A 14,028-nucleotide genomic window follows, 5' to 3' on the forward strand; every position below is an offset into this window, starting at 1 on the left:
TCCTCCGAATCAGGATCTCCTGATCCGCCAAGACGTCAGGCCGCGAGCTCCGCCCGTTCGCCGACCCCCGGCAGCCCGAGGTTCTCCCGCAGCGTCGTTCCCACGTACTCGGCCGGATAGACGCCGCGTTCCTGCAGCTCGGGGATGAGGCCGTCCACGATGTCGTCCAGTCCCTCAGGCACCAGGTACGGCGACACGTTGAACCCGTCGACGGCACCCGCCTCCACGTACTTCTGCACCAGGTCGGCGATCGTCGAGTACCCACCCACGAACGTGCGAAGCGACGACCTCTTCATGACGAACTCGCGGATCGACAGGCCCTCGGCAGCCGCGCTCTCGCGCCACTCGCGCGCCGTCTCGACCGCGCGGCGGCCCTGGAACAGCGATCCGCGCTGGCCGTCGACCTCGTCGACGACCGGGTCGATGTCGGGCAGGGGTCCGTCGGCGTCGAACTCGGAGAGGTCGCGGCCCCAGATCGGCTCGAGGAAGCGGATCGCCGTCTGCGGCGACACCTGCGCACGCGTGACCCACTCGGCCTTCTCGCGAGCCTCGGCATCGGTCTCGGCGAGGATGAACTGCGCACCGGGGAAGAACTTGAGGTCGTCTTCGGTCCGTCCGTGGCGAGGGAGGCGCCGGCGCACGTCGGCGGCGAACGCCACGGCGTCCTCCAGACCCGGATGCCCCGAGAAGATCACATCCGCGCTCGCCGCAGCGAATTCGCGGCCCTCGTCGGAGTCGCCCGCCTGGAAGAGCACCGGCCGGCCCTGCGCGCTCGGCGGCAACGGCGCGGGGCCCTCGAACGACACGAGCTGATCGCCGACCCTGACCGGGGTGCCGACGCCGTCGGCCCCCGCGTCCCACAGCCGCTGGGCGGCGGCCACGAACTGCGCCGCCCGGCGGTAGCGGTCGGCGTGCTCGAGGTAGCCGCCGCGGCGGAAGTTCGCTCCGGTCCAGGCGTTGTCGGTCGTGACGATGTTCCACCCGGCACGGCCCTCGCTGAGCAGGTCGAGAGAGTTCAGGCGCTTCGCCAGGTCGTACGGGTCGTTGTACGTCGTGTTCTGCGTCGCGACGAGACCGATGCGTTCGGTGACGGCGGCGAGGGCCGCGAGCTGAGTCTGCGCATCGGGCCGGCCGGCGATGTCGAGGTCGTGGATGCGGCCGAAGTGCTCCCGCAGGCGCAGACCCTCGCCGAGGAAGAACGCCGAGAACAGCCCGCGCTCGGCGGTCTGCGCGATGCGGCGGAACGACTCGAAGTCGTACTGCGAGCCACTGCGGTCGCTCGACCAGATGGTTCCGAAGTTGACCCCCTGGAAGAAGACACCGAACTGGATGCGGCGGGACGTGGTCATGCGAACTCCTTCACGGCGGTGGCGGCATAGCGATTGACGGGACGCTCGAGCCCGAGTACGCCACGCAGAGTCTCGCCGGCTCGCGGCGATCGGAAGCCGATCTGCTCCCGCAGCGCCGGCAGCACCGCGCGACCGAGCTCCTCGAGATCGACATCGAGTTCTGCGACGTGAAGGCGTACACCGTCCACGGATGCTGCGAGCTCCGCGATGAGCGCGACCAGACCGTCGGCCCCACCCGCGTAGCGCAGGCGCCCGGCCTCCGGCCAGGGCCCCAGCACGGACAGTCGCCGAGCCGCGGACACCCCTCGGGCGTCGAGCACCACTTCGACCTCGGCCCAGACGAGGGTCGCGCCTTCCGCACGCGCGCGGGCGGCAGCATCCGTGATCTCCGCCCGATCGGCACCCGTGACCAGCGCGACGTCCGCACCCACGGTGCCGGCGGACGACACCACCACGAGCTGCCCCTGCGGCGGCCGTGGCGTGATGAGCGGACCCTTCACCGAGAAGCTCTCGCCCTCGAAATCGACGTAGTGCAGCTTGTCGGCGTCGAGATACCGGCCGGTGGCGACGTCCTGGATGACGGCGTCGTCCTCCCACGAGTCCCAGAGCCGGCGCGCGACTTCGATGACGTCGTGGCGCTCGCGCTCGAGCTCGGCGTCGGTCAGCGCCTCGCGTCCGTACGCGGCGGCGTCGTGCGCGGACCCGGAGGACGCGGCGATCCAGCCCGCGCGTCCGTTCGACGTCCAGTCGAGGCTCGCGAGCTGCGTCGCCACATGGAACGGCTCGCTGTAGGCGACGTGGGCGACGGGCACGAGCCCGATGGCCGACGTGAGCGGGGAGATGAACGCGGCGCGCTGCACGGCGTCCAGGCGAGGCAGGTCGCTCGCCGGCAGCGGTGAGTCGTCGAAGGTCACGGCGGTGAAGCCGAAGCGCTCGGCGGCCGCGCCGCGGGAGGCGAGAAGGCGAGGCGACGCCGCGGCGGAGGCAGCGGATGCCGCGGGGTGGGCGCCGTGGGCATCCAGCTCGAGGGCGACAGCGAAACGGGTGTCGGACATGCGAGCCACGGTAGGTCTCCGCACCCGCACTGGGCCGGACTGCGTCGCCGGGTTCCGGAGTGTGACGCCGCGTTGCAGACCGTCACGATCCGTGTCGCCGCGGGGCCGGCGCGGTTGGGCCGCCTGCCCGGCAGGGCCCTACGTTCGGCCTACCGGCGCACCCCTCAGACCCCGCGCCCCGACCGAGGAGCCCCCTCATGACCGACACACTTCCGCGCCAGGCAGGCGCCGCCGAGGTCGCCCCGCCGTCGTCCGCGGCGTCGTCGCGCGTCGACCTGGGCGACCTCCGCGTGGTCCACACCCGGCATTGGTTCCGGTGGTCCATCGGCATCGTCGTGCTGTTCGTCGTCGCTCAGTTCGCGTGGTCGCTGGTGACGAACGAGAACTACGAGTGGGACGTCTTCGCGCACTACTTCCTCTCGGAGCCGGTGCTGCAGGGCGTCGGCATCACGCTGGCACTCACCGTGATCTCGGCGACCATCGGCTTCTTCCTCGGCACGCTCCTCGCCCTCGCCCGTCTCGCGAAGTCGCCGCTGCTCAACTCCGCCGCCTGGGTCTTCATCTGGTTCTTCCGCTCGGTGCCCCTCGTGGTGCAGATCATCGTCTGGTACAACCTCGGCTACCTGTATCCGACCCTCGGCCTCGGCACCCCGTTCACGACCGACTTCTGGATCGTCGAGTTCCCGACCGTGCAGCTCATCAGCGCCTTCGCGGCCGCCATCCTCGGCCTCAGCCTCAACCAGGCCGCCTACTCGGCGGAGATCATCCGCGGCGGCCTGCTGTCGGTCGACCAGGGCCAGCTCGAGGCGGCCGCGGCACTCGGCATCCCTCCGCGCCGGCGGTTGACCCGGATCGTCCTGCCGCAGGCGATGCGCTCGATCGTCCCGAACGCCACCAACGAGGTGATCGGCCTCGTCAAGGGCGCGTCGGTCGTGTTCGTGATCGCGATCCCCGAGGTGTTCTACGCGGTCCAGGTCATCTACAACCGCAACAGCCGCGTGATCCCGCTGCTGCTGGTCGCGGTGGTCTGGTACACGATCATCACCACGATCCTGAGCATCGCGCAGTACTACATCGAGCGGCACTACGCCCGCGGCAGCGTCCGCGTCCTGCCCCCGACGCCCGTGCAGCGGGCCCGCCACTGGATCGCGCTGCAGTGGGCGCGCCTCGGCGACGCTGATTCGTCACCACCTCCTCTGGAGGGATCGGATGCTGCGCCCCTGCCCACTGCGGCACAGCACAGCAACGGCAACGACGCGAAGTTCGGAGGGCGCTGACATGAGCACCACCATCGTCCAGACCGCGGCGGAGACCGCCACCAAGGGGCTCGTCGAGATCCACAACGTGCACAAGAGCTACGGCGGCGTCGAGGTGCTGCGAGGAATCGACCTGACCGTCCAGCCGGGCGAGGTCGTCGCGATCCTCGGGCCGAGCGGCTCGGGCAAGTCGACGCTCCTGCGCACCATCAACCACCTCGAGAGCGTCGACCGCGGCTCGGTCACGGTCGACGGCCAGCTGATCGGCTACGAGCTGCGCGGCGCCAAGCTCTACGAGCTGCGCGAGCGCGAGGTGCTCGAGCGCCGCACGCAGATCGGCATCGTCTTCCAGAACTTCAACCTCTTTCCGCACCTGACCGCGCTCGAGAACGTCACGGAGGCGCCCGTCGCGCTCGGCCGGCTCTCGAAGGACGACGCCCGCGAGCTCGCGCTGGGCCTGCTCGACCGTGTCGGGCTCGCCGACAAGGCGGAGCATTACCCACGGCAGCTGTCGGGCGGGCAGCAGCAGCGCGTCGCGATCGCTCGAGCTCTCGCGCTCAAGCCCAAGGTGATCCTGTTCGACGAGCCGACCAGCGCGCTCGATCCGGAGCTCGTCGGCGAGGTGCTCGACGTCATCCGCGACCTCGCGCAGCTCGGCACGACGCTCGTGATCGTCACGCACGAGGTCGGGTTCGCCCGCGAGGTCGCCGACCGCGTCGTGTTCCTCGACGGCGGCCGCGTCATCGAGCAGGGCCCGCCCGCCGAGGTGCTCGTGGCACCGAAGCACCCCCGCGTCCAGGACTTCCTCGCGAAGGTCCTGGCCTGACCCCACCGAGATCTCGACCCCGAGTCCTCACCCGAGAGAAGGAAGCAGTCACATGGCACTCAGCAAGAAACAGGGCATCGCGATCGGCGTCGGCGTCGTCGCGGTGGCCGCGATCGTCGGCGGCATCGTCTGGGGCGTCAACCAGAACGCGCCGGCCGAGGCGGCCGCCCCCGAGGCGACCGAGGAGTCGGCGAACGTCACGACCGACGAGATCCAGTGGGTCCGTCTCGACGAGCCCGTCGCCGAAGCCGTCGAGGCGCTCGAAGCGAGCGGCTTCGAGCCGGTCGAGCCGGGCAAGCTCACGGTGGCGCACTCCGCGTACGTCCCCCCGCTGGGCTACATCCCCGAGGGCGAGACGAACCCCGCCGGCACCGAGCCGAACATCGGCGCCCTGATCGCCGACGCGCTCGGCCTCGAGTACAACCCGGTCGTCGTCGCGTGGGCGGACTGGCCCCTCGGCATCCAGTCCGGCAAGTACGACCTCATCACCTCGAACGTCACCGTGACCGAGGAGCGCAAGGAGCTCTACGACTTCGCGAGCTACCGCGAGGACCTTCTCGGCTTCTACGTGAAGAGCGACAGCGACATCGAGAAGATCGAGGAGGCTGCGGACATCTCGGGCCTCAAGATCGCGGTCGGCTCGGGCACGAACCAGGAGCAGGTGCTGCTCGCCTGGAACGAGGAGCTCGAGGCCGCCGGCGAGGAGCCGGCGGAGCTGCAGTACTTCGACGACAACGCCGCGACCGTGCTGGCGCTGCAGTCGGGCCGCATCGACGCGACGTTCGGTCCGAACGCGACGTCGGCGTGGGCCGCCCGCGAGACCGGTGACACCAAGCTCGTCGGCCTCGTGCCCGGCGGCTGGCCGCTGACCGCGAACATCGCCGCCGCGACCGCCAAGGGCAACGGACTCATCGAGCCGGTGGCCATCGCGCTCAACTACCTCATCGAGAACGGCCAGTACGACGAGGTCCTCAAGATCTGGGACCTCGAGTCCGAGCGCGTCGACGAGAGCCTCGTCAACCCGCCGGGACTCCCCAAGTCCTGACGGATCGGCACAGGATCGGAGGTTTCGGACGACACACCGGGGACGGATGCTGCCACCCGGCGTGTCGCCGAGAACCTCCGATTCTGTGCCCTCGTTCCACGTCTGCACCACGTCTAGGGAGCACCCATGTCCCGCGTTCCGCTCTCCGTCCTCGACCTCTCGCCGTTCGGCTCTGGGCAGACTCCCGCCGACGGTCTCCGCGCCAGCGTCGGTCTCGCGCGCGCGGCCGAGCGCCTCGGCTACCGGCGCTATTGGGTCGCCGAGCACCACTTCAACCCCGGGATCGCCGGCGCCGCTCCGCACGTGCTTCTCGCATCCGTCGCGGCGGTGACGCACAGCATCCGTATCGGCACAGCCGCCACCATCATCGGCAACTACTCGCCGGCGCAGGTCGCCGAGGCCGCCGGCGTCGTGGCGCGGCTGCACCCGGGCCGGTTCGACCTCGGCATCGGGCGCTCGGGATCACGCAGCGCGGCGGCCGCGGCGCTTCCCGCCGCATCGGAGGATCGCATCGTCGACGGGCTCCTGCTGCCGGCGGCCCGCCCGTTCGCCGGGTTCGACTCGGAGCGCTTCGTCGTGCAGGCGCGGCTGCTCGGGCGCACGGAAGCCGACGCCGAGCGCTTCGCGGACGACGTCGCCGAGATCCTCTCGTTCTTCGACGGCACGTTCTCACCCCCCGAAGACGTGCCGATCCACGTCACGCCCGCCGAGGGCGCCGACGTCACGGTGTGGATCCACGGTTCGACCGCCGGTCCCAGTGCGCGCCTCGCCGGGGAGCTCGGCCTGCCGTTCGGCGCGAACTACCATGTCGCACCCGGCTTCGTGCTCGAGGCGATCGCCGAGTACCGCGCCGCGTTCCGCCCCGGCCGCATCTTCGAGCCCTACGTCATCGTGTCGGTGGACGCCGTCGTCGCGGAGACGGATGCCGCGGCCCGCCGTCTCGCCGCGGGTTACGGTCGATGGGTGCACAGCATCCGCGCCGGCCAGGGCGCCGTCCCCTTCCCCTCGCCCGACGAGGCCGCCGCCGACCCGCTGACAGCCGAGGAGCTCGCGGTCGTCCGCGACCGCCTCGACACGCAGTTCGTCGGCTCACCCGAGACGGTGCTCGAGCGCCTCGAGACGCTGCAGCGGGTCACCGGCGCCGACGAGCTCCTCGTCACGACGGTCACGCACGACCCCGCGGACCGCGTGCGCTCGTACGAGCTGCTGGCCGAGGCGTGGGACTCCGACGCCGCGGGCGCGGCATCCGTGTCTCCGGAATGGACCATTCGTCTCGTCCGCACCGAGGAGTACGACCGCGCCGGCGAGGTGACCGCCGAGGCGTACCTCGCGAGCTACCGGAATCTCTCGGACGAGTACGTCGCTTCGCTGCGCGACGTCGCGAGCCGCGTGCGCGAGGGGGACGTGTGGGTCGCCGTCGAGGACGGCGGTGAGATCCTCGGCACCGTGTGGGTCGCGAGACCGAACCGTCCGCTCGCGGAGGTCGCGCAGCCCGGCGAGACGGACTTCCGTCAGCTCGCGGTGGCTCCCGCCGCCCGCGGTCGCGGGATCGGAGAGGCGCTCACCCGCCACGTGATCGACCTCGCCCGCGAGCGGGGCTCGCACCGCGTCGTGATGAACAGCGGGCCCGAGATGACCGGCGCCCACGCGCTGTACGCCAAGCTCGGCTTCCGGCGGCTCTCGGAGCGGGAAGGGCTGTGGGAGGTTCAGCCCGGCCGATGGATCGAGCTGTACACGTTCGGCTACGACCTCGCGCCCGAGCCCGCGGACGCGTCCCCGGGCGAGCGGGCGTGGACGTTCGAGACGGTCCCCTGGGACGACCCGCGCGCCGAGGAGCTCCGCGCGGAGATGGACGTCGAGGTATCGCCCCGGTATGCGGATCGATGGGCGGATGCTGCAGCCGCCGCTGCGGAGGAGGCTCAGCGCACGTTCGCGGTCGACCCCGGCACGATCGTCGCGACGGTGCTCGCCGTGGACGCCGCAGGCGACGCGGTCGGTCACGCGGCGCTGCGTGATCTCGCCCACGACGGCACGCGCGACCTCGAGGTGAAACGCGTGTTCGTGAGGCCGCGCGCACGCGGCACGGGTGCGAGCCGCGCGCTGATGCAGGAGCTCGAGCGCATCGCGCAGGACCGCGGGGCCGGGCGCCTGATTCTGCAGACCGGCGACCGTCAGCACGACGCGGTCGTGCTCTACGAGCGCATCGGGTACCGCCCGATCCCCATCTTCGAGCCGTACACGGCGTTCTCCTTCTCGCAGTGCTTCGCGAAGGAGCTCGCTGCCCCGGTGTGAGCCCGCGCCGCCGTTCTGTCGTCCCCCTGAGACGGGGAGTCTCAAATGCTGCATGATGGGTTCAGCATTCGGGACGGAGGCCTTCCATTTCGACACCTCAGCAGCCGACTGATGAGCTCGAAGAGTTCACGCAGCTGATCAGTCAGGAGCAGATGTTCGGCGGTCCGCCGCAGCGCTCGGTGGATCCCGAGGGGCGGCGCCGCCGTCGGCGCATCGGCTGGATCGTCACGGCGATCGTGCTCGTCGTGCTGCTCGCCGTCCCCAGCGGGTACGTGTGGTGGGCACTGACGGCGCCGGTGAGCGCGCCACTCGTCGAGACGCACGAGCCGCCCGTGACGGTGCCGGCAGCCGCCGCCGTCGCGCTTCCGTCCACCGGGGCCTCGGCGATCGCCGTCGCCGGTGGCGACGAGTACCTCGGGGCCGAGGCGAGCGGCATCTGGGCGACGAGCGGGACCAGCGAGCCGCAGTCGATCGCGAGCATCACGAAGCTCATCACGGCGCTCGTGATCCTCGAGCGTCATCCACTGGCGGATGCCGCGGATCCCGGGCCGACCATCACCTTCAGCAAGGCCGACCACGACCTCTACGACCAGTACTACGTGAGGGGTGCGACGATCGCGGCGATGCCGACGGGCAGCTCGATGTCGCTGCACGACGCGCTCGCGACGATGCTCATCCCCTCGGCGAGCAATTACGCGGAGGCGGTCTCGACGTGGGCGTTCGGCTCGCAGGGCGCCTTCCGCGGTGCCGCGCAGCGGTGGCTCGCGACGAACGGCCTCACGGGCACGACGATCGTCGAGCCGACCGGCCTCGACGCGCGCAACACCAGCACGCCGGCCGACCTCATCGCCCTCGGCAAGCTCGCCGCCGCGAACCCGGTGATCGCGAGCATCGTCGCGACGCGCTCGCTCGCGCTGCCCGGTCCCGGTGCGATGCAGAACACCAACGACCTCCTCGGCAGCAACGGGATCACCGGCCTGAAGACGGGCAACCTGGGCGAGGGCACGTACAACCTGCTCTTCACCGCATCCGTCCCCGTCGGAACGGCGCAGCCGCTCAGCGTGACCGGGGTGGTGCTCGGCGGCTTCACCCGCGCGAACGTCGATCACGACGTCATGACGCTGATCGACAGCATCCGTGCCGGCTTCCACGAAGTGCCGCTCGCCAAGCGCGATCAGCCGGTCGGCACGATCACGACGAGATGGGGCGCGTCGGCGCAGATCGTCGTCTCGGACTACGCGACGATCTTCACGTGGTCCGACACCCCGATCGCCGTCGAGATGACGACGACCACGCCGAAGACGTACACCGACGGCGAAGAGGTCGGGAGCATCACGTGGACCGCGGGCCCGAACACGGTGACGGTTCCGATCGAGATCGACGGCGCCATCGTCCCGCCGACGGACTCCTGGCGACTCACCCACCCGGGGGAGCTCGGCGGGGAGTAACCCGGTTCCGTTCGCGGGTCACCACGGCTCTGTCGCGAGGAGCGCCGCCGACCTAGAGTCGTGGTCGTGAAGCGAATGTGGCCGTTCCTCGTGCCCGGCGTGATCCTCGCCGCGGTGGGGCTGGTGTGGACGCTGCAGGGGGTCGGGGTGCTGCAGGGGTCGGCGATGACCGGGTCGACGCTGTGGGCGACGATCGGGCCGATCGTGCTCGTCGTGGGGCTCGTGCTGATCGGCATCGGGATCGCGCGGCGCCGGCGGCGCACCCCCTGATCGGCAGGAATCGGTCGGTGCCTGGCGACCTCCTCGCGCCGCCGTGACCTATCGTGACCGGATGAGCGCGATCGACATCCAGCGATGGACGGCCTTCTCCTCCGAGCCCGCGGGAGGCAATCCCGCCGGTGTCGTGCTGGACGCCGGCGGACTGACGGATGCTGCGATGCTCGGCATCGCCGCAGACCTCGGCTATGCCGAATCGGCGTTCGTGGTCGCCGGCGAGGACGGCCGTCGGGCCATCCGCTACTTCTCGCCCCTCGCCGAGGTGCCATTCTGCGGTCACGCCACCGTCGCTGCGGCGGCAGCGATCGCGGAGGCCGACGGCGACGGCGCGATCTCGTTCGAGACTCCGGTCGGCGTCGTCGAGATCGTCACCGCAACGGACTCCGGGCAGCGGCGGGTGTCGTTCATCAGCGTCGAGCCCGACACGACCCCGCTGCCCACGGACGCCCTCGCCGACGTGCTCGGGGCGATCGGGCTGTCGGACCAGGACCTGCATCCGGACTTCGCCCCCGCACAGGCGTTCGGCGGCAACTGGCATCCCCTCGTCGTGCTCGCTGAGCGGGAGGTCTTCGACGGGTTCGCGATCGATCCCGACCGGGCGCGCGCGGTGCTCGACGCGCGGGGATGGCCTGCGACCATGATCGTGCTGTGGCCCGAAAGCGCTGATCGGTGGCATGCGCGCAACGTCTTCCCCGTCGGGTCGATCATCGAGGATCCGGCGACCGGCGCGGCCGCAGCGGCGACCGGCGGCTATCTTCGCGCCACGCACGCGGTGGAGGCGCCCGCACGAGTCGTGATCCTCCAGGGCAGCCACGTCGGCAGGCCGAGCGAGCTCACCGTCGACATCCCGACAGCCGGTGGGATCGTCGTGTCGGGGTCGGCCGTCCGCATCGACTGACCTCCGCGATTCCGCTGCCTCCGCGCCGCGGGTACTGACCGCCTTGACAGTGCCCTCCAACGCGAGGACCGTCGATTCAAACCGGTGCCGACGGCCGCACGCACCGTGCGGTCGCTGTGCCCGTTTGCGTCGATGGGAAGGTCGACCATGTCCATGAAGGTGATGGATTCGCTGCGCAGCAGCGTGAAGGGCTCCGTCGTCGAAGAAGGCGACGACGGATACGACGAGGCGCGGGTCGTCTACAACGCGATGATCGACCGCCGACCCTCCGCGGTCGTGCGGTGCCAGGGCGCCGCAGATGTCGCGGCCGTCGTCCGCGCCGCCGCCGAGGATGGGAGCGACGTCGCGGTCCGCGGCGGAGGCCATAGCGTGCCCGGATTCGGCACCGCGGACGGTGCGATCGTCGCCGATCTGGGCGACATGACCACGGTGACCGTCGATCCCGCGTCCTCGACCGCCGAGGCCGCAGGCGGCGCCACCTGGGGCATGTTCAACGAGGCGACGTCTCAGCACGGCCTTGCCACGACGGGCGGGATCATCTCGACGACGGGTGTCGGCGGACTCACGCTCGGCGGCGGGATCGGCTACCTCGCCCGCGGCCACGGGCTTTCGTGCGACAACCTGCTCTCGGCAGAGGTCGTGCTTGCGGACGGGAGAGTGGTCACGGCGAGTGCGGACGAGGAGCCCGACCTGTTCTGGGCTCTCCGCGGCGGGGGAGGCAACTTCGGCGTCGTGACGAAGTTCACGTTCCGGCTGCATCCGGTCGCCGAGATCTACGGCGGCCCGATGTTCTTCGAGCTCGCGGACGGTCCGGCGATCCTGGCGTACTTCGCCGACTACGTGCGGACCGCACCGCGCGAGTTCGGCGGGTTCCCCGCGTTCCAGATCGCTCCTGCGCTGCCGTTCGTGCCGGAGGACCGCGCCGGCGAGCCGTTCGTCGCTGTGGTCTTCTGCATCAACGGCCCGGCGTCGGAGGCCGAGAAGATCGTCCAAGGGTTCCGCGACGTCGCGAAGCCGGTGGCCGAGATGGTGGGTCCGATGCCCTACCCGGCGATGAACGGCCTCTTCGATGGACTTGTCCCACCCGGCCTCCAGCACTACTGGAAGGCGGCGTTCCTCGACGAGCTCAGGCCGGAATCGGTGGCCGCTCACATGGAGCACGGCCCGCGGGTGCCGACCGTCAACTCGACGGTCCACTTCTACCCGATCAACGGAGCGTGCCACGACGTGGCGTCCGACGCGACGGCCTTCGGGCACCGCGACGCGAACTTCGCGCTGGTGATCGCGGGGATGTGGCCGGATCCGGCGGAGAACACCGCGAACACCGCGTGGGTCAAGGACTACTACGCGGCGATCGAGCCGTTCGCCCAGCCGGGCGGCTACATCAACTTCGCCTCGCAGGACGACCAGCCGAAGGCATCCAGCAACTACGGCGCCAACTACGAGCGGCTCCGTGCCGTCAAGCGCGAGTACGACCCCGACAACGTGTTCCACCTCAACCAGAACATCGTGCCTTAGCGGCCGGCGGGACGACGGATTCCGGCCCGGGAGCCCGTCGAGGGACGAGCTCCCGGGCCGGTTCCGCGGTCAGTCCGCGATGAAGGCGAGGATGTCGGCGATCAGCGCCTTCTGATACTCGCCGGCGATGCCGTGCGGCGCGCCCTCGTAGACCTTCAGCGTGCCGTCCGAGACGAGGCCGATGGACTTCTCGGCCGCCGCTGCGATCGGCACGATCTGGTCGTCCGAGCCGTGAGCGAGCAGGATCGGCACGTCGAGCGCCTTGAGGTCCTCGGTGAAGTCGGTCTCGGAGAAGACCTTGACGCACTCGTAGGCGGCGGCGAGACCCGCGAGCATGCCCTGGCGCTGGAAGTCGTCGATGAGGCCCTGCGACACCGCGGCGCCCTCGCGGTTGAATCCGTAGAACGGCACTGCGAGGTCCTTGTAGAACTGCGAGCGATCGGCCAGAACGCCGGCGCGGATGCCGTCGAAGGCCTCGATCGGCGTGCCTTCGGGGTTCGCCTCGGACCGGACCATGATCGGAGGCACGGCGCCGGCGGTGACGACCTTGCGGACGCGACCCGTGCCGTGCTGCGCGGCGTAGCGCACGACCTCACCGCCGCCGGTCGAGTGGCCGATGACGACGAGGTCGGTGAGGTCGAGGTGTTCGATCAGCTCGGCGAGGTCGCGGGCGTAGGTGTCCATGTCGTGCCCGCGGTCGGTGTTGGTCGAACGGCCGTGCCCGCGGCGGTCGTGCGCGATGGCGCGGTAGCCCGCGTCGGCGAGAAGCTTGGACTCGACGGCCCACGCGTCGGAGCTCAGCGGCCAGCCGTGGCTCAGGACGACCGGCTTCCCGGTTCCCCAGTCGGTGTAGTAGATCTCGGTGCCGTCGGAGGTGGTGAACGTCGGCATGGCGGACTCCTTGCGATCATCGGGCCGACCCGTCGCCCCACTCGCCGGAGCCGTCACGGGCGACGGCGCCACCCTCGAGCCTCGACGATCGGCGGCCGTGGCGCCCCGCTCGAACGGCCTCACATCCCACGATTCAGGACGAGGATGGAAGGATGCACTCGGCCCCCGCCCCACGGCGAATCGCGTTCCTGCTGTTCGACGGAGTGAAGACCCTCGATTATGTCGGGCCGGCCGAGGTCTTCGTCGAGGCCAACCAGGCCGTGCGGGGGTACGACGTCGTTCTTCTCTCACCCGACGGACACGATGTCATGACCTCGCTCGGCACCACTGTCTCGGTGCACGGCGCGGCGGACGATGCCGGCGACTTCGACACCGTGATCGTGCCGGGCAGCGAGATGCCGCCGCACGAATTCGCGAGAGGACCGTTGACGGATGCTGCGGCCGCCCTCGCCACCCGGGCCCGCCGTGTCGTCTCCATCTGCAGCGGCGCCTTCGTGCTCGCCGAGATCGGCGCGCTCGACGGCAAGCGGGCGACGACGCACTGGAAGTTCGCGCCGGAGCTGCAACGCCGCTACCCGCGCGTGCGCGTCGAACCGGACGCGATCTTCGTGCGTGACGGCGGCGTCTCGACGTCGGCCGGCGTGGCGGCGGGCATCGATCTGGCGCTCGCCCTCGTCGAGGACGACCACGGCGCCGATGTCTCGCGCCAGGTCGCCCAGCTGCTGCTGGTCTACCTGCAGCGTTCGGGCGGCCAGTCGCAGTACTCGGTGCCGCTGCGCGCCCGCGCACAGGCAGCCTCGATCGTGCGCCGCGCCACCGACCTCGTCGACGCGGATCCCGCTCGTGCGTGGAACGTGCCGGAACTCGCCGGGCTCGTGGCGGTCAGCTCACGCCATCTGACCCGCCTCTTCCGTGAAGAGATCGGGCAGTCGCCGACCGAGTACGTCACCGGGGTGCGCTTCGATCTCGCCCGCGTCCACCTCGAGGCGGGTGCGAACGTGACCGAGAGCGCCGCGCAGGCGGGTTACGGGAGCGCCGAGGCGCTCCGCCGCGCGTTCATCGCCCGCCTCGGCATCTCTCCGTCGCAGTACCAGCGGCGGTTCCGGTCCGCGCTCCCGGCGGTTCGAGACAGACCTGCGGAGGGTGGCTTCGAGCTCGCCTCCTGACCTGGCCG

The 14,028-nt window shown here is 70.6% G+C and carries 12 protein-coding genes; 9 read left to right on the top strand and 3 right to left on the bottom strand.

Going from position 1 to position 14,028, the window contains the following annotated elements; translation table 11 throughout:
* Positions 1 to 35: 35 nt before the first annotated feature.
* Together RS82_RS18370 and RS82_RS18375 are read right to left on the bottom strand one after the other, a co-directional pair.
* A complete protein-coding gene (locus RS82_RS18370; RefSeq protein WP_045302083.1) occupies positions 36 to 1,349 on the bottom strand; it encodes an LLM class flavin-dependent oxidoreductase in 1,314 nt (437 codons plus the stop codon).
* On the bottom strand, positions 1,346 to 2,404 hold the full coding sequence (locus RS82_RS18375; RefSeq protein WP_045302085.1) for an LLM class flavin-dependent oxidoreductase: 1,059 nt from the start codon (positions 2,402 to 2,404) through the stop codon (positions 1,346 to 1,348). The genes RS82_RS18370 and RS82_RS18375 overlap by 4 nt, the downstream gene beginning before the upstream one ends.
* A 197-nt stretch (positions 2,405 to 2,601) precedes the next feature.
* On the opposite strand from RS82_RS18375, the gene RS82_RS18380 reads away from it, so the two are divergent.
* The 8 genes from RS82_RS18380 to RS82_RS18415 all read left to right on the top strand — a co-directional run bounded on the left by RS82_RS18380 (position 2,602) and on the right by RS82_RS18415 (position 11,963).
* Positions 2,602 to 3,681 (top strand): amino acid ABC transporter permease, encoded by a 1,080-nt coding sequence (locus tag RS82_RS18380; protein WP_045302087.1) that lies wholly within the window; start codon positions 2,602 to 2,604, stop codon positions 3,679 to 3,681.
* A 1-nt stretch (position 3,682) separates the two neighbouring features.
* Complete coding sequence (locus RS82_RS18385) at positions 3,683 to 4,486, top strand: amino acid ABC transporter ATP-binding protein (protein WP_045302089.1); 804 nt, start codon at positions 3,683 to 3,685, stop codon at positions 4,484 to 4,486.
* A 52-nt stretch (positions 4,487 to 4,538) separates the two neighbouring features.
* Complete coding sequence (locus tag RS82_RS18390) at positions 4,539 to 5,531, top strand: ABC transporter substrate-binding protein (RefSeq protein ID WP_045302091.1); 993 nt, start codon at positions 4,539 to 4,541, stop codon at positions 5,529 to 5,531.
* A gap of 126 nt (positions 5,532 to 5,657) precedes the next feature.
* On the top strand, positions 5,658 to 7,823 hold the full coding sequence (locus RS82_RS21700; RefSeq protein ID WP_084695759.1) for an LLM class flavin-dependent oxidoreductase: 2,166 nt from the start codon (positions 5,658 to 5,660) through the stop codon (positions 7,821 to 7,823).
* A gap of 152 nt (positions 7,824 to 7,975) precedes the next feature.
* Positions 7,976 to 9,271, top strand: coding sequence for a D-alanyl-D-alanine carboxypeptidase family protein (locus RS82_RS18400; protein ID WP_211255962.1), 1,296 nt, complete (start codon positions 7,976 to 7,978; stop codon positions 9,269 to 9,271).
* Positions 9,272 to 9,346: 75 nt separating this feature from the next.
* Positions 9,347 to 9,541: a hypothetical protein gene (locus tag RS82_RS18405; RefSeq protein WP_045302095.1), complete on the top strand. Its 195-nt coding sequence runs from the start codon at positions 9,347 to 9,349 to the stop codon at positions 9,539 to 9,541.
* A 61-nt stretch (positions 9,542 to 9,602) separates the two neighbouring features.
* The gene (locus tag RS82_RS18410) at positions 9,603 to 10,445 is read left to right on the top strand and encodes a PhzF family phenazine biosynthesis protein (protein WP_045302286.1); all 843 of its coding nucleotides are present in this window, start codon (positions 9,603 to 9,605) and stop codon (positions 10,443 to 10,445) included.
* 147 nt (positions 10,446 to 10,592) lie between these two features.
* On the top strand, positions 10,593 to 11,963 hold the full coding sequence (locus RS82_RS18415; protein ID WP_211255963.1) for an FAD-binding oxidoreductase: 1,371 nt from the start codon (positions 10,593 to 10,595) through the stop codon (positions 11,961 to 11,963).
* A 69-nt stretch (positions 11,964 to 12,032) separates the two neighbouring features.
* On the opposite strand, the gene RS82_RS18420 is transcribed toward RS82_RS18415, so the two are convergent.
* Entirely contained in the window at positions 12,033 to 12,854 is an 822-nt protein-coding gene (locus RS82_RS18420) for an alpha/beta fold hydrolase (RefSeq protein WP_045302099.1), read from the bottom strand.
* 152 nt (positions 12,855 to 13,006) lie between these two features.
* Here RS82_RS18420 and RS82_RS18425 point away from each other — a divergent pair, with 152 nt between their 5' ends.
* On the top strand, positions 13,007 to 14,020 hold the full coding sequence (locus RS82_RS18425) for a GlxA family transcriptional regulator (RefSeq protein WP_045302101.1): 1,014 nt from the start codon (positions 13,007 to 13,009) through the stop codon (positions 14,018 to 14,020).
* Positions 14,021 to 14,028 lie beyond the last annotated feature (8 nt).

Origin of the sequence: Microbacterium trichothecenolyticum (assembly GCF_000956465.1) — a bacterium.
GTDB classification, from domain to species: domain Bacteria; phylum Actinomycetota; class Actinomycetes; order Actinomycetales; family Microbacteriaceae; genus Microbacterium; species Microbacterium trichothecenolyticum.